Source organism: Mesorhizobium sp. M3A.F.Ca.ET.080.04.2.1, assembly GCF_003952525.1.
GTDB lineage: Bacteria > Pseudomonadota > Alphaproteobacteria > Rhizobiales > Rhizobiaceae > Mesorhizobium.
This window is the reverse complement of sequence record NZ_CP034451.1, coordinates 5,919,025-5,937,434: the sequence shown is the minus strand read 5'-3', so window position 1 is coordinate 5,937,434 and position 18,410 is coordinate 5,919,025. Positions and strand designations below refer to the sequence as shown.

Annotated in this window: 15 protein-coding genes; 9 read left to right on the top strand and 6 right to left on the bottom strand. The window is 64.2% G+C overall.

From position 1 onward, the window contains the following. The first annotated feature begins 30 nt into the window (after positions 1-30). Positions 31-966: an amidohydrolase family protein gene (locus tag EJ074_RS28305; RefSeq protein ID WP_095806127.1), complete on the top strand. Its 936-nt coding sequence runs from the start codon at positions 31-33 to the stop codon at positions 964-966. On the opposite strand, the gene EJ074_RS28300 is transcribed toward EJ074_RS28305, so the two are convergent. The 4 genes from EJ074_RS28300 to EJ074_RS28285 are packed head-to-tail and all read right to left on the bottom strand — an operon-like array spanning position 940 to position 5,446. Beyond that, entirely contained in the window at positions 940-1,911 is a 972-nt protein-coding gene (locus tag EJ074_RS28300) for an ABC transporter permease (protein WP_095806128.1), read from the bottom strand. The genes EJ074_RS28305 and EJ074_RS28300 overlap by 27 nt on opposite strands. Continuing rightward, on the bottom strand, positions 1,908-2,873 hold the full coding sequence (locus EJ074_RS28295) for an ABC transporter permease (RefSeq protein WP_095806129.1): 966 nt from the start codon (positions 2,871-2,873) through the stop codon (positions 1,908-1,910). Before EJ074_RS28295 ends, EJ074_RS28300 begins: the two co-directional genes overlap by 4 nt. Continuing rightward, on the bottom strand, positions 2,870-4,378 hold the full coding sequence (locus EJ074_RS28290; protein ID WP_095806130.1) for a sugar ABC transporter ATP-binding protein: 1,509 nt from the start codon (positions 4,376-4,378) through the stop codon (positions 2,870-2,872). The genes EJ074_RS28295 and EJ074_RS28290 overlap by 4 nt, the downstream gene beginning before the upstream one ends. A gap of 18 nt (positions 4,379-4,396) precedes the next feature. After that, positions 4,397-5,446 carry an ABC transporter substrate-binding protein gene (locus tag EJ074_RS28285; protein WP_245420346.1) on the bottom strand — a complete coding sequence of 350 codons (1,050 nt, stop codon included), beginning with the start codon at positions 5,444-5,446 and terminating at the stop codon, positions 4,397-4,399. 241 nt (positions 5,447-5,687) lie between these two features. Between EJ074_RS28285 and EJ074_RS28280 the strand changes: the two genes are divergently transcribed. Together EJ074_RS28280 and EJ074_RS28275 are read left to right on the top strand one after the other, a co-directional pair. Beyond that, positions 5,688-6,488 (top strand): IclR family transcriptional regulator, encoded by an 801-nt coding sequence (locus tag EJ074_RS28280; protein WP_095806131.1) that lies wholly within the window; start codon positions 5,688-5,690, stop codon positions 6,486-6,488. Between the two features lie 81 nt (positions 6,489-6,569). After that, a complete protein-coding gene (locus EJ074_RS28275; protein ID WP_095806132.1) occupies positions 6,570-7,457 on the top strand; it encodes a DMT family transporter in 888 nt (295 codons plus the stop codon). 1 nt (position 7,458) lies between these two features. Here the strand turns inward: EJ074_RS28275 and dnaE are convergent, their stop codons facing one another. Next, on the bottom strand, positions 7,459-10,941 hold the full coding sequence (gene dnaE / locus EJ074_RS28270) for a DNA polymerase III subunit alpha (protein ID WP_095806184.1): 3,483 nt from the start codon (positions 10,939-10,941) through the stop codon (positions 7,459-7,461). Positions 10,942-11,205: 264 nt separating this feature from the next. Beyond that, positions 11,206-13,218, bottom strand: a complete 2,013-nt coding sequence (locus EJ074_RS28265; RefSeq protein WP_095807245.1) for an acetyl/propionyl/methylcrotonyl-CoA carboxylase subunit alpha — start codon at positions 13,216-13,218, stop codon at positions 11,206-11,208. Positions 13,219-13,485: 267 nt separating this feature from the next. Here EJ074_RS28265 and EJ074_RS28260 point away from each other — a divergent pair, with 267 nt between their 5' ends. The 6 genes from EJ074_RS28260 (at position 13,486) to EJ074_RS28235 (ending at position 18,261) form a co-directional block, all read left to right on the top strand. Further along, positions 13,486-14,613 (top strand): S-(hydroxymethyl)glutathione dehydrogenase/class III alcohol dehydrogenase, encoded by a 1,128-nt coding sequence (locus EJ074_RS28260; protein ID WP_095807244.1) that lies wholly within the window; start codon positions 13,486-13,488, stop codon positions 14,611-14,613. Positions 14,614-14,674: 61 nt separating this feature from the next. Beyond that, entirely contained in the window at positions 14,675-15,244 is a 570-nt protein-coding gene (gene gfa, locus EJ074_RS28255; RefSeq protein WP_095807243.1) for an S-(hydroxymethyl)glutathione synthase, read from the top strand. Between the two features lie 63 nt (positions 15,245-15,307). Next, complete coding sequence (locus EJ074_RS28250; RefSeq protein WP_165350028.1) at positions 15,308-15,775, top strand: YaiI/YqxD family protein; 468 nt, start codon at positions 15,308-15,310, stop codon at positions 15,773-15,775. A gap of 20 nt (positions 15,776-15,795) precedes the next feature. Continuing rightward, on the top strand, positions 15,796-16,473 hold the full coding sequence (locus EJ074_RS28245) for a DUF1345 domain-containing protein (protein ID WP_095807281.1): 678 nt from the start codon (positions 15,796-15,798) through the stop codon (positions 16,471-16,473). Between the two features lie 98 nt (positions 16,474-16,571). Next, complete coding sequence (locus tag EJ074_RS28240; RefSeq protein WP_095807241.1) at positions 16,572-17,450, top strand: cytochrome b/b6 domain-containing protein; 879 nt, start codon at positions 16,572-16,574, stop codon at positions 17,448-17,450. Between the two features lies 1 nt (position 17,451). Then, positions 17,452-18,261: a molybdopterin-binding protein gene (locus EJ074_RS28235; protein WP_095807240.1), complete on the top strand. Its 810-nt coding sequence runs from the start codon at positions 17,452-17,454 to the stop codon at positions 18,259-18,261. Positions 18,262-18,410 lie beyond the last annotated feature (149 nt).

Below are 18,410 nucleotides of genomic sequence, written 5' to 3'. Positions count from 1 at the left end.
TGACTGCCGGCGAAAGATTGAGAGAAGAGCGTGGCCTACTCCGGACCGATCATCGACGCTCACCATCATCTGTGGGATCTCGGCCTCGGGCGGCATCCCTGGCTGGCCGACACCGCGAACGAGCGCGGCGGGCTCGGTGACCTTGGCGCGCTGCGCCGGAATTACCTTCCGCAGAATTATGCGCGCGACGCTGCCCGCCACAATGTCATTGCAACCGTCCATGTCGAGGCCGGCTGGGCGAGCGACGACAGCATCGGCGAGACGCGCTGGCTGGAAACGCTCGACAAGTCGCGTGGCGTGGCAGCGCGATATGTCGTGCATGTGCCGCTCGCCAGCGCGCAGGCACCAGCGCTGATCGAAGCGCAGGCCGCGTTTGATCGCGTCGTCGGCGTGCGAGACATATTGAGCTGGGATCCCGATCCTGCACGGCGTTTCGCGGTCCGCGACGGCATCATGGACGATCCGGCCTGGCGCGCCGGCCTCGCCCTGCTGGCCCGTCACGGCCTCTCCTTCGACCTGATGGTGTTCCCACGCCAGCTTGCCGATGCCGCGCGCCTCGCAGCGGCCTTTCCCGGCCAGCAATTCGTCCTCAATCATTGCGGCAGCCCGATCGATCGCGATGCCGAAGGCATGCGGAGGTGGCGCGACGGGCTTAGGATTCTCGCCGAGCGTGACAACGTCGCCATCAAGATTTCCGACCTCGTCGCCTACGATCATGACTGGACGCTCGACAGCCTGCGCCCCGTCGTCCTGCACTGCATCGACTGCTTTGGGACGACGCGCGCCATGTTCGGCTCCGACTTCCCGGTTGCCGGGATGCACGCCTCGTTCGACGAGGTGTATGACAGCTTCAAGGCCATTGTGGCGGACCTTTCCGCAGGCGAGCAGGCGGCGCTGTTCTTCGGCAATGCCAGGCGCATCTACCGGATGGGCGATTTCTCATCGGCGGGCTTGCTCCCGGCCTGAAAGCAGCAGCAGGCCGAGGATCAGCGAACCGAACAGGATGCTACGCCATCCGGGCGATGCATTGACGACGGTGATCAGCGCGGTGATCGTCACCAGCAGGATCGCGCCGGGAATGGTGCCGGCATAGGTGCCGAGCCCGCCGAGGATGGACGTGCCGCCAAGCACCACCGCGGCGATCGAGGCAAGCAGGTAGGGATCACCGATGCCGACATAGCCCTGCCCGTTCATGCCCAGCACCAGCACGCCGGCCAGCCCCGCCGTGAAGCCGCTGACCCCGTAGACAGCCAATGTCGTTGAGGTGATCGGCACGCCGGACAGCGAAGCCGCCAGCGGATTGGCGCCCATGGCGAAGACGCGCGCGCCGAAAGGCGTGGCGTGCATGACCGTCAGCACAAGCACGGAAACCGCGATCCACAGCAGGATGCCTGCCGGAATACCGGCCGGTCGCGCGTTGCCGAGCCAGTGGACCAGCGGGTTCTCCGCGGTCACGGCGCTGCCACCGGCGATGATGATCAACAGGCCCTGCAGGAAGGTGGCCATGGCGAGCGTCATGATCATCGGATGGACACGCAGCAGCGCCACACCCAAGCCGTTGACCATCCCGATCGCCGTCGTCAGCGCAAGCACCGCGAGCACCGAGGCCAGGCCGGTCGGATCGGCCTGCCATGACAGCAGCGGCAGGCTGATGGCGCTGACGGTGACGATTGCCGCGACCGAGAGGTCGATGCCGCCTGCGATCACCACAAAAGTCTGGCCGGCCGCGACCAGGCCGATGACGGCGCCGAGTTCGACCAGGTAGCGCAGATGGCCATAGGCGCCGAAGCCGCGCGAGACGAAGCTCGCCACGATCCAGACGCCCGCGACGATGGCGAGCGTGAGGAAGGGCCGGCTGCGGAGGATCGCCTTGGCACGTCGGCCGCCGACACTGTCGTTCAAGGCTGTCACGGCTGCACCTTGCGGAATTGCGGGATGGCGACGGCGCCGATGATGATCAGCCCTTGCGCGACATACTGCGCGACCGGCGTGAAGCCGAGGAAGAACATGACGCTGATCATCAGGCTGAGCAGCAGGCTGCCGGCGAGCGCGCCACGCATCGTGCCCTGCCCGCCGAGGAAGCCGATGCCGCCGAGCACCGCGGCGGCGATCGAGTTGAGGGTGAAGGCTGTGCCGATCACTGGATCGCCCGAGCCCGTCTGCGCGGCCACGAACAGGCCGGCGCCCGTCGACAGCAGCCCGCTGATTGCATAGGCGGCGACACGCGCGGCATCGACCGGCACGCCGGAGCGATAGGCGCCGACCGGGTTTTCGCCGGCGGCATAGAGGCTCAAGCCCAGTGGCGTGGCGAGGTAGAGCTTCCACAACAGCACGATCATCACGAGCAGCACGAACGCTGCCGGTGTGTCGCCGGCTAGCAGGTCGGACAGCCATGCCGGGATCGAGCCGCCCGGCCGAGGCAGGATCAGCAGCGCCGCGCCGCCTATGATGAAGGAGCCGGCAAGCGTCACCACGATCGCCGGCAGGCGAAGCCTGACCACGATGAAGCCCGTCGCGGCGCCGATGCCGAGCCCGGCCAGGGCCACCGCAGCAGCGCCGCCGGCGACACCGAGCGGCCCGGCCATGGTGGTCGCGGCGATGACCGCGCCGAGGCTGACGCTCGCGCCGATCGCCAGGCTGATGCCGCCGGTCAGCATCAGGATCGCCTGCGCCATCGCCACCAGCGCCAGGGGGAACCAGCTCTGGGTGAATTTGGCGAAGCCGGCGGCCGTGAAGAGACCCGGGAACAACACGCCATAGGCGATGAGAAACGCCAGCACGACCACGAACAGGCTGCGCACACCGATGTTGCGGCGCGCCTGCACCGGCCAGTAGAGCGCGCGGCTCGGTTTGGCGGAAGAAAGAGCGCTCATGCCGCAACCTTCTGCTTCTCGGCGCCCATCGCTGCCGAGACGATGGCTTCCTCGCTGAGCGCCGCGCGTGAAAGCGTGGTGACGATGCGACCTTCCCGCACCACCGCGACCCGGTCGCACAGATGCACCAGCTCAGGCGTATCGGAACTGAGCAGCACGACGGCCTTGCCGGCGGCGGCGAAGGCGCGAAGCATCAGATAGATCTCGCGCTTGGTCTCGACATCGACGCCGCGCGTCGGATCGTTAAGAAGCAATACCAGCGGATCGTGCGGCATCCATTTCGCCAGAGCGACCTTCTGCTGGTTGCCACCGGAGAGCGCTTGCGCCGGCCTTTGCAGATCGCCCTTGATGGCAAGCTGTGCGGCAAGGCTTCTTGCCTTCTCCCGCTCGGCCTTGCGGCTCCGCAGCTTCAACGCCGGCGGCCGCGCAAAGGCGGGCAGCATCATGTTGGTGATGATCGGATGGATGAGATGCAGGCCCTCGCGCTTGCGATCCGCCGGCACATAGGCGAGCCCCAGCGCATTGGCCTTGGGCACGCCGCCCGGCAGGCCCGAAGTCCCATTGACCGTTGCCGATGCTGTCCTGGCCGGTATGGCGCCGTAGAGCCCAAGCAGCAGGTCCTCTTGACCCTGCCCGACCAGGCCGCCAATGCCCAGCACTTCGCCGGTCCTGATCTCCAGATCGACATCGCGCATGAGCCCGGCGGACAACTTGCGAATGGTGATCGCCGTGGTCGGCGATGATGCTGGCTGCCACTTGGGAAAGAGATCGCCAGGGTCGCGCCCGACCATCAGCCGCACCAGTCCGGCCGCATCTGTGCCTTGCAGCGAGCGGTCCGCCGTGCAGGTACCGTCCTTGAGCACGGTGACGTGATGGCAGAGCGCCATCACCTCGTTCAGCCGGTGCGAGATGTAGAGAATGGCGACGCCTTCGCCACGCAGCCGTTCCAGCAGATCGGTGAGAATTTTCGTCTCCGTTGCCGATAGCGACGAGGTCGGCTCGTCCAGAATGAGAACGCGCGGTTTGCGATAGAGCGCCTTGGCGATCTCGACCATCTGCCGCCGGCCGAGCGAAAGGTTCCCGACCGGCGTCGACAGCGGCTCATGCAGCCCGACCAGGTCGCACGCCGCCTTCGCCCGGGCGGCAAGCTCTCGATAATCGACCAGGCCGAACCGTTTCGGATAGGCGCCCAGCCCGATGTTTTCGGCGATCGACAGGCTGGCCGTCAGGCTGAGTTCCTGCTGCACGACGGCAATGCCGGCCTGCCGCGCCAGCGCCGGTGTCATGCGCGCCACGGCGCGCCCGTCGACCTCGATCGCCCCGCCATCCGGGCGCAACGCGCCGGACAAAAGGTTGATCAGTGTCGACTTTCCTGCGCCGTTCTCGCCGAGCAGCGCATGCACGCGGCCCGGCTGGAGAGCAATGGAAACGTCGCGCAGGACGGGGTTGCCGAAGAAAGCCTTCGACACCCCCCGCGCGGCCAGGAGCGGAGCCGTGGTTGTCAATGCCGCAACCCTTCTGGCTTATTTCTGCGCCAGCAGCTTCTTGAACAACTCCTCATCGTAAGGCGAATAGATGTAGCCGTCAGCCGGGAAATCCTTGGCTCGGGCCAGGTATTCGTCGATGTTGGAATTGTCGATGACCGGCAGCGGGATCTTCACGAAGGCCGGCACGTCCTTGCCTTCGAGCGCCTGGACCGCGGTGTAGGTGGCGAAGGCGCCGAGCCAGTTCGGCTGCATGGTGGCCCAGCTCTTCAGGCCCTTCTCCTTCCACAGCTCGAGGAACTGGCGCGCGTTCTCGCCGGTGATCGGCACCTGGTCGCGGCCCTGCTTGTCGAGCGCCAGAACCGCGCCGGCCGACAGCGCGCCGCCGAGCGACAGGATGCCGTCGATCTCGGGGTTGGCGAAGAGCAGGCTGGTCACGGCTTCCTGGGCCGGCGCGACGTTGTAGGGGGTGTTGGTCTCGGCCAGCACCTTCACGTCGGGATGAGCCTTGAGCTCCGCATCGGCACCCTTGCGGCGATCGTCGCTGACCGAAACGCCGGCCGGTCCGTTGAGGATGAGGATCTTGCCCTTGCCGCCGATGGCGTCGATCAGGAACTTGGCAGCCTGATCACCCCACTGCGAGGAATCGGTGTTGACCTTGGCGGTCACCTGGTCGGTGTCGACGAGGCTGTCGAAATTGATGATGGCAATGCCCTTGGCGCAGGCATCCGCGATGACACGCGCCGGCGCTGTCGAGGACCCGGCGATCAGGATGATGGCGTCGACATTGGAATCGATCATCGACTGGATCTGCTGGATCTGCACGTTGGCATCGCCCTGGGCGTCGGTCACCACCAGCTTGTCGACCAGCCCCTGCTTCTTCAGCGCCTCGACCTCGGCTTCGATCGTGCCCTGCGTCTGCTTCATCCAGGTCGGCACGGAATAGATGTTGGCCCAGCCGATCGTGTACGGCGCCTTGCGATCGCCCTTGATGCACTTGGCGGCGGCATTGGCCTCCGAGCCGGCTCCAAAGGCCATGACGAGACCGAGGCAAAGGGCACTGGCGGATGCGAAAAGCGATGTTCTCATGATGACGGTTCCCCTTCTGTGGTTGTGTCCGGACATGCGGGGTCGGGACGACGAAACGCCCCGGTCGCCGCGCCGCGGAGACCGCTCGTTTCCCGTCTGGACTTCTCTGTCCGTCTTGTTAGTTTGTCCGATATTTCAGACAATGTGTCTGTATATCGGACAAGGCGGATGCTAGACTGAGCCTTGACATCTTTCAAGCGCCTTGAGACGAGGACCGAAAAAATGATCCTGGGCGACAGATATGACTGACGGTGCGACTGAACCGATCGGGGCGGGTGCCGGCGTACAGCCGCAGGGCGGCGAGCGGCGGCGCGGCATCGATCGCGTCATCATGCTGCTCGAAGCGCTGCTCAAGCATCGCTCGCCGATGCGGGTCGGCGACATCGCCAAGATGATCAACGCGCCGCGTTCGACGACATACGAGATAGTCAACAGCTTGCTCGACGCCGAGATGCTGGAGAATGTCGGTTCCGAGGGCTACGTCTATTTCGGCCGGGCGATGCATCTGTTCGGCTGGGCCTATTCGCATCACAATGCCCACTATCGCCGCATCCTCGAAACCCTCGATAGGATGGCGGCCGAGACAGGCGAGACCGTTCAACTCTGCGGCCTGCGCGGCAACAAATACGTCGTCCTTGATTGCCGCGACTCCCCCGGTCCGTTCCGCATCTCCAGCGACGTCGGCGTCGAGGTGCCGATCCCGTGGACGGCATCGGGGCGGCTGCTGGTCGGCCATATGAGCCCGCCGGATCTGAAGAGCTTCATCCCGGCCGAGGATTACAAGCTGCCCGACGGACGCATAATCGCTCCGCAGGATTTCTTCGCCGATGTCGACCAGGCGCGCATGCAGGGCTTCAGCGAGACCTCGGCGCTTGCCGACCGCTTCACCTGGTGCATGGCAGCCCCCATCTGCGACGGCCACGGCGCCATCAACAGGACGCTTTGTTTCGTGCTGCCGATCGACACGCCGGAACCGCGGCGCAATCAGTTGCTCGAATTGCTGCGCGAACGAGCGCGCGGGCTGTCGCTCGCCGGAGGTTAGAACAGAAACACTGCCCTCTGGCCCAGTGGAATGCCGTGGCTACCGGTTGCGGCGAAAGCCCCGGCTTGCCACATAGCGCCGATGGCACCCACTCCCTCGATCCCCAGGGCGGCGCTCTGGATGGCGCTCTCGATCGCCTCCTTCCTGGGCATGTCCATTGCCGGGCGCGAGACGACAGCCGAGTTGAACGTGTTCCAGGTCCTTGAGCTTCGCTCGGTGATCGGCTTCTTCATCCTGCTGCCGCTGGTGATGATGAATGGCGGCTTCGCGGCAATGCGCACGAAGCGCCCGCTTGCCCATGTGGCCCGCAATGTCATCCACTATACCGGCCAGGCAGCATGGCTCTATGCGCTGACGCTGATCCCGCTCGCGGTGCTGATCTCGATCGAATTCACGACGCCGATCTGGACTGCCATCCTGGCCGTCAGCTTTCTCGGCGAGCGGCTCTCAAAGCCAAGGTTGGCAGCGATCGTGCTCGGACTGGTCGGCGTGGTGATCATCGTGCGCCCCAGTGCCGGCTCCATGGATCCAGGCCATCTGGTGGTGCTGGGCGCCGCCGTTTGTTTCGGCATCTCGATGGTGCTGGTGAAATCGCTGACACGCACCGACAGCGTCGTGCGCATCATTTTCTGGATGCTGCTCATCCAGTCGGCAATCGGCCTCATCCCGGCGCTCTATGAATGGCGCAATCCGTCGCTTGCGCTCTGGCCATGGATCGTCGTCATCGCCTTCACCGGCATGTCATCGCATTTCTGCCTGGCCCGCGCGCTCGCCTATGCCGACGCCACCATCATTTCGCCGATGGATTTCCTGCGCGTGCCGCTGTCGGCGCTGGTCGGCTGGCTGCTTTACCACGAACAGATCGACGTCTTCACCGCCGGCGGCGCCATGCTGATCCTGTTGGGCAATCTGCTAAATCTGCAGCGCAAAACGCCGCGGGTGGCCGAAGCCGAAGCCGCGACTCCCTGAGCTAGACCAGTTCCACTTCCACCACGCCGGGAACCGCGCGCATGGCCGATGCGACCTGCGGCGAGATGCGATAGCGGTTGGGCAATTCGATCTCGACCTCGCCCTGTCCGGCCTCCTTGATGAGCACGAAACTCACCTGCCCTTCGCCCTTTACGGCGAGCTGGTTGGCAAGGGTGCTGATCGGCTGGGCGTCGCGCACGAAAATGCGCAGCGCCTTCTGGATGCGGCTGGCCTCGTCCTCCAGCGACTGCACCGTCTGGATGCGAAGATTGATGCCTTCCGGCCGGTCTTCCGCCGAGACCGTGATCACAACCGAGCGGCCTGGCTCCAGCATGTCGCGATATTGCGCCAGTCCTTCCGAGAACAGCACGGCTTCATACTGTCCGGTCGTATCTGAAAACTGCACGACACCCATCTTGTTGCCGGTGCGGGTCTTGCGCTCCTGCTTGGTGGTGACGGTGCCGGCAAGCCGGCCGGCGGCGGCGCCGCGTTTCACCGCCGCCGAAAACTCCGCCCAGTTCTGCACCCGCATCTTCTGCAGCGCCGCCTTGTATTCGTCGAGCGGATGCGCCGACAGGTAGAAGCCGACCACCTGGAATTCGCGGTGCAGCTTGTCTGCGGCCAGCCAGGGATCGGTGGCCGGGAGGTTGAGCGCCTGCGACTGCGCACCGAGCGAGGCACCAAAGATATCCGCCTGGCCGGAGATGGCATTCTGCTGCGCTAGAGACGCCAGCCCCATCATGCGCTCCACGCCGGCCATCATGGCGGCGCGGTCATGTCCGAAGCAATCCAGCGCACCGGCCATGATCAGGCTCTCGAAAACGCGTTTGCCGACGATCTTCGGATCGACCCGTTCGCAGAAGTCGGCAAGGCTCTTGAACGGCCTTTCGCCGCGCGTCTGCACGATGTGCTCGACCGCCGCATCGCCGACGCCCTTCAGCGCCGCCAGCGAATAGAAGATCTTGTTCTCGCCGACCTCGAAGGGGCGGAAGCTGGTCATCACCGAAGGCGCAACCACTTCGATGCCGAGGCGCATCGCATCCTGCCTGAAATCGGCAAGCTTGTCGGTGTTGCCCATATCGAGCGTCATCGACGCCGCCAGGAATTCGACCGGATAATGCGCCTTCAGGTAGGCGGTCTGATAGGAGACGACCGCATAGGCGGCAGCGTGCGACTTGTTGAAGCCGTAATCGGCAAACTTCGCCAGAAGGTCGAAGATGAAGTCGGCCTGCGCCTTGCCGACGCCGCGTTCGACCGCACCCGTGACGAAGCGCTCGCGCTGCTTGTCCATCTCGGCGCGGATCTTCTTGCCCATGGCGCGGCGCAGCAGGTCGGCTTCGCCCAGCGAATAGCCGGAAAGCTCCTGCGCGATCTGCATCACCTGTTCCTGGTAAACGATGACGCCTTGGGTCTCCTTCACCAGATGGTCGATCTTGGGATGGATCGAGGCCATCTCCTCCTCGCCATGCTTTCTGGCATTGTAGGTCGGGATGTTCTCCATCGGGCCGGGTCGGTAGAGCGCGACCAGTGCGATGATGTCCTCGATGCAGTCCGGCCGCATGCCGATCAGCGCCTTGCGCATGCCCGCACTTTCAACCTGGAACACGCCGACCACCTCGCCGCGCGACAGCATGGCGTAAGTGTCCTTGTCGTCGAGCGGTATCGTCGCGAGATCGATGTCGACGCCGCGCCGGCGGATGAGCTTCACGGCCGTTTCCAGCACCGTCAGCGTCTTCAGGCCGAGGAAGTCGAACTTCACCAGCCCCGCCTGCTCGACATATTTCATGTTGAACTGGGTTACCGGCATGTCCGAACGCGGATCGCGATACATCGGCACCAGTTCCGACAGCGGCCGATCGCCGATGACGATGCCGGCGGCGTGCGTCGAGGCATGACGGTAGAGGCCCTCGAGCTTTTGCGCCGTTTCGAGCAGCGTCTGCACGATCGGCTCTTTCTCGGCCTCCTCGGCGAAGCGAGGCTCGTTGGCGATGGCATCGGCCAGCTTGACGGGATTGGCCGGGTTCTGCGGCACCATTTTGGAAAGCTTGTCGACCTGGCCGTAAGGCATCTGCAGCACGCGGCCGACATCGCGCAGCACGGCGCGAGCCTGCAGCGTACCGAAGGTGATGATCTGGCCGACCTGGTCGCGGCCGTATTTCTGCTGAACGTAGCGGATCACCTCCTCGCGCCGGTCCTGGCAGAAGTCGATGTCGAAGTCGGGCATCGACACGCGGTCGGGGTTGAGGAAGCGCTCGAACAGCAGTGAAAAGCGCAGCGGATCGATATCGGTGATGGTCGTCGAATAGGCGACCAGCGATCCGGCGCCGGAGCCACGGCCCGGCCCGACCGGGATGCCCTGCGATTTCGCCCATTTGATGAAGTCGGCAACGATCAGGAAGTAACCCGGGAACTTCATCTTCTCGATGATGCCGAGCTCGAACTCGAGCCGCTCGCGATATTGCTCCACCGTGTAGCCCGGGGTTGGCCCATGCGCCGCAAGCCGTGCCTCCAGCCCTTCGCGAGCCTGGCGGGCGAGTTCAGCCGCCTCGGCCTTTTCCGCCGCGTCCTTGTCCGCGGCATCGGCGCCGGTGAAGCGCGGCAGGATCGGGCTGCGGTTCTTCGGATAATAGGAGCAGCGCATCGCGATCTCGACCGTGTTGTCGATCGCCTCCGGCAGGTCCGAGAAAAGCCGCGCCATCTCGGCCTGCTCGCGCAGGAAATTGTCCGGCGAAAGCCGCCGGCGGTTGTCGGCGGCGACCACCGAGCCCTCGGCGATGGCGATCAGCGCGTCATGCGCCTCATAGTCCTCGCGCTTGGAGAAGAAGGCTTCGTTGGTCGCGACCAGCGGCAGCTCATGGCTGTAGGCGAGGTCGACCGTCGACTTCTCGACGGCACGGTCGTAGCCCTGAACGCGCTCGAGCTCGACATAGAGCCGGTCGCCGAAAAGCGCCTTGAGGGCAAGGAGCCGCTGCTCGGCGAGATCGCGGCGATCCGCCTTCAGCGCGCTGCCGATCGGGCCGCGCGGACCGCCGGTCAGGCAGATCAAGCCGTCGCACAAGCCTTCCAGCATCGCGCTGGTCAGATGCACCGGCTCGCCGGGGGGCGTCTCCAGATAGACCCGGCTGATCAGCCGGACAAGATTGGCATAGCCGGCTTCGGTCGCGGCGATCAGCACGATCGGCGACATCTCGGGACCGTGACGGCGGCGATCGCGCTGCGCCTCGACAGCCTCGCCGGAAAAGGCGAGATCGATCTGGCAGCCGATGATCGGCTGGATGCCGTCCTTGACCGCCTTCTGCGCGAATTCCAGCGCACCGAACAGATTGTTGGTGTCGGTGACCGCGATCGCCGGCGCTTCGTTCTTGACCGCGTGGCCGACGATGGCGCCGAGCTGCAGCGCGCCTTCCAGCAGCGAATAGGCCGAATGCACCCGCAAATGGATGAAGGTGCGCGCCGGCAGCTCCGGTCGGCTCGCCCTTTCCATGGCTTCCTGCTTCAGCGGATCGCGTGTCGTTCCTGCGTCTGCCAATCGACTTAGGCCCTTGCTTGTCTTCGAGAATCTCGGCTCGGCCCTAATCTAGTCGCCCGGCGGCCCATGTGCCAGCGAAACAGGCCCGTCTTCCCCCGAAACCCGTCGCTACCGCATTGTGAAGCGCTTCATGGTCGCCGCGCAGTGAGTCCGGCATGTTGAGTGAAGGTGGCGCCGGAGCGAGGGTGGGGGCTGGGTGGGGAACCTGCCCTCGCAGCATCAGGCGAACTCCATGATCACGGCGTCCACCGCCAGGCTGTCACCGGGCTTGGCGTTGAGCTTTGAGACGGTGAGATCGCGCTCGGCGCGCAGCACGTTTTCCATTTTCATCGCCTCGACCACGGCCAGCGTCTCGCCCGCCTTGACCTCCTGTCCTTCGGCAACGGCGATCGACACAACGAGGCCGGGCATCGGGCAGAGCAGCATTTTCGAGGTATCGGGCGCCAGCTTCTCGGGCATCAGCTGTTCGAGTTCTGCAATGCGCGGCAGCATGGCGCGCGCCGTCACCGACATGCCCTTCCAGGCGATGCGAAGGCCGTTCGGCACCGGCCGGATCTGCGCCGCGAGTCTGTTGCCGCCGACGCTGCCCTGCCAGATCGCGTCACCTGGGCGCCAGTCCGAGGCGACGGTGATGGGCTTGCCGCCGTCGATCGACAAATCGACCTCCATGGGTATCGAGATCATGCCGTCGACGACGCAGGCCCGAAGATAGTCGGCGCCGAGCTTCACCACCCAGTCGCGCTTGAGGTGGCCGGAATGCGGCGCCAGCCGTCCGCCGAGACGATCGAGCCGGTCGCGCCGCAGCAGCTCGATCGCGGTGGCGATCGCGGCAAACACCCCCCTTTCCTCGCCATCCGGTGCGACCTGGGTGAAACCGTGCGGATACTCCTCGGCGATGAAGCCGGTCGAGAGCCGCCCTTCCCGCCAGCGCCGGTGCTGCATCAGCGCCGCCAGGAAGGGAATATTGTGCTCGATGCCGTCGACGATGAAGCTGTCCAGCGCCTCCGACATGGCGTCGATCGCCTCGAGCCTCGTCGGCGCCCAGGTGCACAGCTTGGCCACCATGGGGTCATAGAACATCGAGATTTCCGAGCCTTCGGTGACGCCGGTGTCGTTGCGGATCACGACATTGCCGAACGTCCCCTCTTGCGGCGGGCGGTAACGCGTCAGCCGGCCGATCGAGGGCAGGAAATTGCGATATGGATCCTCGGCATAGAGACGACTCTCGACGGCCCAGCCGTTGAGCGTGACGTCGTTTTGCTTGATCCCAAGCTTCTCGCCGGCGGCAACGCGGATCATCTGCTCGACCAGGTCGATGCCGGTGACGAGCTCCGTCACCGGATGCTCGACCTGCAATCGCGTATTCATCTCGAGGAAATAGAAGTTCTTGTCCTTGTCGACGATGAACTCGACCGTGCCGGCGCTCTGGTAGTCGACGGCCTTGGCCAGCGCCACGGCCTGCTCGCCCATCGCCTTGCGCGTCCTGGGGTCGAGAAATGACGACGGCGCCTCCTCGACCACCTTCTGGTTGCGCCGCTGGATCGAACATTCGCGCTCGCCGAGATAGAGCGCATTGCCATGCGCGTCTGCCAGCACCTGGATCTCGATGTGGCGCGGGTCGACGACGAACTTCTCCAGGAAGACCCGGTCGTCGCCGAACGAGCTTTTTGCCTCCGACCGCGCCCGCTCGAAGCCGTCGCGCACTTCCGCCTTGCTCCAGGCGATGCGCATGCCCTTGCCGCCGCCGCCGGCCGAGGCCTTGATCATGACGGGATAGCCGATCTCGCCGGCGATCTTCTCGGCATGGTCCGCATTTTCGATGACTCCCAGCCAGCCGGGCACGGTCGACACCTTGGCCTGGCTGGCGAATTTCTTCGATTCGATCTTGTCGCCCATGGCACGAATGGCCTTGGGCTTCGGACCGATGAAGACGATGCCCTGGTCTTCCAGCGCTTCGCAAAAGGAGGCGCGCTCGGAGAGAAATCCGTAGCCGGGATGCACCGCCTGAGCGCCGGTTTCCTTGCAGGCGGCAATGATCTTCTCAGGCAGGAGATAGCTCTGCGCGGCAGGCGATGAGCCAATATGCACGGCCTCGTCGGCCATCTCGACATGAACGGCGTCGCGATCGGCGTCCGAAAAGACCGCGACGGTGGCAATCCCCATCTTGCGCGCCGTCTTGATCACGCGACAAGCGATCTCGCCGCGATTGGCGATCAGGATCTTCTTGAACATTCGGATGTCGTCCTCCGGCGAAGTCTTCCAAGTTCTATGGGCTATTCCGGGGCGTCTCAAGGGTCTGGAGATTTTGCCCTTTGCGGTTGAAGCCGCAGGATTGCAGAAGCGCCGAAAAACGTCGCAAGAAACATTGCCCTTACCCCCGAACCCGCTAATGTGGTAGCGGGCGTATGATTGATGGCAGGCTGTTACTCGCTTCGCCGGGCGGGCTTGGCAGCCTGTCGTAACCTGAAACTTTAAGATTGCCTTGGGAGGAAAAGCCTCATGAAAACGCGTGCTGCAGTAGCTGTCGCCGCCGGAAAGCCGCTGGAGATCATGGAGGTCGACCTCGAAGGTCCGCGCGAGGGCGAGGTGCTGGTAGAGGTCAAGGCGACCGGCATCTGCCACACCGACGAGTTCACGCTGTCGGGTGCCGACCCGGAAGGCCTGTTTCCGGCGATCCTGGGCCATGAAGGCGCCGGCATCGTCGTCGACGTCGGCAAGGGCGTCACCTCGCTCAAGAAGGGCGACCACGTCATTCCGCTCTACACGCCGGAATGCCGGCAGTGCCCGTCCTGCCTGTCGCGCAAGACCAACCTGTGCACGGCGATCCGCGCCACGCAGGGACAGGGCTTGATGCCGGACGGCACCTCGCGCTTCTCGGTCGGCGGCGAAAAACTGTTCCACTACATGGGCTGCTCGACCTTCTCCAACTTCACCGTGCTGCCAGAGATCGCGCTGGCCAAGGTCAATGCGGACGCCCCCTTCGACAAGATCTGCTACATCGGCTGCGGCGTCACCACCGGCATCGGCGCGGTGATCAACACCGCCAAGGTCGAGCAGGGCGCTACCGCGGTGGTGTTCGGGCTTGGCGGCATCGGCCTCAACGTCATCCAGGGCCTCAAGCTTGCCGGCGCCGACATGATCATCGGCGTCGACGTCAACAACGACAAGAAGCCCTGGGGCGAGAAATTCGGCATGACGCATTTCGTCAACCCTAAGGAGATCGACGGCGACATCGTCCCTTACCTGGTCAACATGACCAAGCGCGGCGCCGACCAGATCGGCGGCGCCGACTACACCTTCGACTGCACCGGCAACACCAAGGTGATGCGCCAGGCGCTCGAAGCCTCGCATCGCGGTTGGGGCAAGTCGATCATCATCGGCGTCGCCGGCGCCGGCCAGGAGATTTCGACGCGGCCGTTCCAGTTGGTGACCGGCCGCAGTTGGATGGGCACCGCCTTCGGCGGCGCGCGCGGCCGCACCGACGTGCCGAAGATCGTCGACTGGTACATGGAAGGCAAGATCCAGATCGACCCGATGATCACCCATACGCTGAAGCTCGAAGACATCAACAAGGGCTTCGACCTCATGCATGAGGGCAAGTCGATCCGGAGTGTCGTGGTTTACTGAGGAAAGCCAGCGGCCGCCGGCGACCACGCCCGCGGCCTGGCAAACATGGGAGGAAATACGAATGGCGGAAAAACTGCATCCGAAAATCGACAATGGCCTGCCGAAGGAAAGCGCGAGCTTTGCCGGCGGCACGTTGGTCTGCGCCTGCACCAGCAATCCGGTGAAGGTGAAGGTCAAGGGCCAGATCGCCCACAACCACGCCTGCGGCTGCACCAAATGCTGGAAGCCTGAGGGTGCTGTGTTCTCGGTCGTGGCCGTTGCCGGCACCGGCGACGTCACCGTCACCGAGAATGGCGACAAGCTGAAGGTGGTCGACCCGGCAGCGCTCATCCAGCGCCACGCCTGCACCAATTGCGGCGTTCACATGTACGGACCGGTAGAGCGCGACCATCCGTTCAAGGGGCTGTCCTTCATTCATCCCGAGCGTTTCGAGGAGGATGGCTGGTCGCCACCGGGCTTTGCCGCCTTCGTGTCGTCGATCATCGAATCCGGCGTCGACCCGAGCCGGATGGACAGCATTCGCTCCCAGCTGAAGTCGATCGGGTTGGAACCCTATGACTGCCTCAATCCCGGCCTGATGGATTATATCGCCACCTGGACCGCGAAGAAGTCCGGCGCCCTGGCGGGCTGACAATTCCAGGGTTTCATGCAAGGGGCCGGCTATTGCTGGCCCCTTGTTGCGTTGGAGAGACGATTGCCTGCACCCTCCATCTACGTCGACGCCGATGCCTGTCCGGTCAAGGCCGAGGTCGAGAAGGTGGCGGAGCGCCATGGCGTCCTGGTCACCTACGTTTCCAATGGCGGCCTGCGCCCTTCCCGCGATCCGATGATCCGCAATGTCGTCGTCTCAAAGGGCGCGGATGCCGCGGACGACTGGATTGTGGAAAATACCAAGTCCAACGACATCGTCGTGACGGCCGATATCCCGCTTGCGGCACGCACGGTTGCGCTCGGCGCGCATGTGCTGGGACCCACCGGCCGTCTCTTCACGCCCGAAACCATTGGAATGGCGGTGGCCATGCGCGATCTCAAGCAGCATCTGCGCGAGACCGGCGAGAGCCGCGGCTTCAACGCCGCCTTCACGCCGCAGGACCGCTCGCGCTTTCTTGGCGAGCTTGACCGCATCTTGCGGTGGGCCCTGAAATCCGCCACACCGGGCTGAACGCTTTCGCAAGGCTGGCCATGGTTGACGACACCTCCGTCAAACCACCGCTGTACCGGCACATGCAGTTCGCCGTCGCCGCGATCGTCGGAGCCGTGGCGCTAGCGACTGCGCTGCTGCTGCGTGCGCCGCTCGCCTACTCGATCGGCGCCAACGCCTTCTTCGTCGCCTATATCGGCCTCGTGCTCGCCCTGATGCCGAGGCTTACCGGCCGCTACCTCAGCAAGAACGCGCGCGCCACCGACCTTCCGGTGTTGCTGATTTTTGCGGTCACCCTGTTCGTCGTAGGCATCGCCCTTGGCTCCCTGTTTCAGCTTATCAACCAGAAGGGCAGCGCGCATCCGGTCGAACTGACGTTCGCGCTGCTGTCGATCCCGCTTGGCTGGTTCACCATCCACGCCATGGCGGCGCTGCATTACGCGCATGTTTATTGGATGAACGGCGATGACGTCGACGGGAAAGGCAAGAAGAAGGATCCGGTCGGCGGCCTCGATTTTCCGGGCGGCAAACGGCCGGAAGGGTCCGACTTCCTCTATTTCGCGACTGTCATCGGCATGACCGCGCAAACCGCCGATACGGGTATCACGACTTCGCATATGCGCCGTGTCGTGCTTGTCCACTCGATCCTGTCGTTCTTCTTCAACACGGTGATCGTCGCCGCCGCGGTCAACCTCGCCGTCACTCTCGGCTCACCGTAATAAATCCGTGATGGCGTGAAACATCACCTTGTCCCGCAACGTATTGGGGGAAGACAATGAGTTGATGCCGCGACGGAGCACGCGGCCGGAGGACAATGATGGGATCGGTTGCCAGGAGCCAACCCACCGCGGAAGCGGAAGCCTCGCCGAAACAGGCGACGCTGATCTACCGGCAGTCGCGCTGGACGCGGCTCACCCACTGGCTGTGGGCTTTCTCGCTGTTTTTCATGCTGCTTTCCGGCCTGCAGATCTTCAACGCCCGCCCGCAGCTCTATGTCGGCAAGGAATCGGGCTTCGAGTACAACAACACGATCCTCAAGATCGGCGCCGAGAACACCGACAGCGGACCGCGCGGCTTCACCGAGATCCTCGGCCATCGCTTCGATACGACCGGGGTGCTTGGCTGGTCGGGGCCTCCCGGCCAGGAGACGCCGCGCGCCTTCCCCGCTTGGGCGACGATCCCCTCCTACTACGACCTCGGCACCGCCCGCGTCGTGCATTTCTTCTTCGCCTGGCTGCTCTCCGCCACTTTGCTCGTCTGGCTGGTCGCCGGCCTGGTCAACGGCCATATCCGGCGCGATCTCGCGCCGCGCCTGGAGGATCTGCGCAGGCTGCCGCGCGACATCGTCGACCACGCGAAGCTGAAGTTCCATCACACGCGCGAATACAACACGCTGCAGAAAATGGCTTATGGCGGTGTGCTCTTCGTGCTTTTGCCGCTGATGATCATCACCGGTCTTGCCATGTCGCCGAGCATGAATTCGGTTCTGCCGTGGCTCAATGAAGTTCTGGGCGGCAGACAGACGGCGCGCACCATCCATTTCACCGTCATGGTACTGCTCGTCCTCTTCTTCATCATCCACATGCTGATGATCCTCGCCGCCGGTCCGATCAACGAGCTGCGCTCGATCATCACCGGCTGGTACCGAACCGATCCGCCCGCCGAGCACGGCGAAGCGTCCGAGAGGAGCGCCTGACATGGCGAAATTCCAGATCGACCCCAAGTTCCAGATGAGCCGGAGGAAGTTCCTGACCTCTGCCAGCCTCGGCTTGTCGGGAATCGCGCTATCCGGCTGCGATGCCTTCGACAGCGGACTTGGCGTAGGTGGCGGCCTGCGCAGCTTCCTCGAAAACGCCAACGGCCTGACCTGGCGCGCGCAGCGGCTGCTTGCCGGCCGTGATGCGCTGGCACCGGAATTCACCGAGGCCGACATCCGCCAGCCGCAGCGTCCGAACGGCATTACCGCACCCGACGACGACGCCTACAAGAACCTGCTCACGAAGAATTTCTCCGACTGGCGTCTGGAGGTTACCGGCCTTGTCGAGAAACCGCTGTCGCTCACCCGCGAGCAGTTGCAGAACATGCCGAGCCGCACTCAGATCACGCGCCACGATTGCGTCGAAGGCTGGAGCTGCATCGCCAAATGGACCGGCACGCCGCTGTCGCTCGTGCTCGACCAGGCCATCGTGAAGCCTCAGGCACGCTACGTCATGTTCCACTGCCTGGACACGATTGACCGCAGCCTCTCCGGCGACATCAAATACTACGGCTCCATCGACCTGGTCGACGCCCGCCATCCGCAAACGATTCTGGCCTATGGCCTCAACGGCAAGCCGCTGCCGGTCGAGAACGGCGCGCCGCTGCGCGTGCGGGTCGAGCGCCAGCTCGGCTACAAGATGCCGAAATACCTCTACAAGATCGAATTGATCGACGGCTTTGCCAACATCGGCGGCGGCCGCGGCGGCTATTGGGAAGACAATGGCTACGACTGGTATGGTGGGATTTGAATCGACAGAAAATGCGAACGACGGCCAAACTCGAACCAAAAGTCTTCCCACCAAACAATGGGTTCGCGTTTGATCAGCATGTGGTATCGTAGAGTCGATGAAAAAGCCCTCCCGACCAAATCGCTCCGCAAAAAGCGGACAGTATGTCC

What these genes read in the sequence shown, in the direction of transcription:
- EJ074_RS28235 (WP_095807240.1), top strand. Translation starts at nt 17,452, where the DNA reads ATGGCGAAATTCCAGATCGACCCCAAGTTCCAGATGAGCCGGAGGAAG.
- EJ074_RS28265 (WP_095807245.1), bottom strand. Translation starts at nt 13,218, where the DNA reads ATGTTCAAGAAGATCCTGATCGCCAATCGCGGCGAGATCGCTTGTCGC.
- EJ074_RS28240 (WP_095807241.1), top strand. Translation starts at nt 16,572, where the DNA reads ATGGGATCGGTTGCCAGGAGCCAACCCACCGCGGAAGCGGAAGCCTCG.
- EJ074_RS28285 (WP_245420346.1), bottom strand. Translation starts at nt 5,446, where the DNA reads ATGAGAACATCGCTTTTCGCATCCGCCAGTGCCCTTTGCCTCGGTCTC.
- EJ074_RS28245 (WP_095807281.1), top strand. Translation starts at nt 15,796, where the DNA reads ATGGTTGACGACACCTCCGTCAAACCACCGCTGTACCGGCACATGCAG.
- EJ074_RS28280 (WP_095806131.1), top strand. Translation starts at nt 5,688, where the DNA reads ATGACTGACGGTGCGACTGAACCGATCGGGGCGGGTGCCGGCGTACAG.
- dnaE (WP_095806184.1), bottom strand. Translation starts at nt 10,941, where the DNA reads ATGGAAAGGGCGAGCCGACCGGAGCTGCCGGCGCGCACCTTCATCCAT.
- EJ074_RS28260 (WP_095807244.1), top strand. Translation starts at nt 13,486, where the DNA reads ATGAAAACGCGTGCTGCAGTAGCTGTCGCCGCCGGAAAGCCGCTGGAG.
- gfa (WP_095807243.1), top strand. Translation starts at nt 14,675, where the DNA reads ATGGCGGAAAAACTGCATCCGAAAATCGACAATGGCCTGCCGAAGGAA.
- EJ074_RS28295 (WP_095806129.1), bottom strand. Translation starts at nt 2,873, where the DNA reads ATGAGCGCTCTTTCTTCCGCCAAACCGAGCCGCGCGCTCTACTGGCCG.
- EJ074_RS28275 (WP_095806132.1), top strand. Translation starts at nt 6,570, where the DNA reads ATGGCACCCACTCCCTCGATCCCCAGGGCGGCGCTCTGGATGGCGCTC.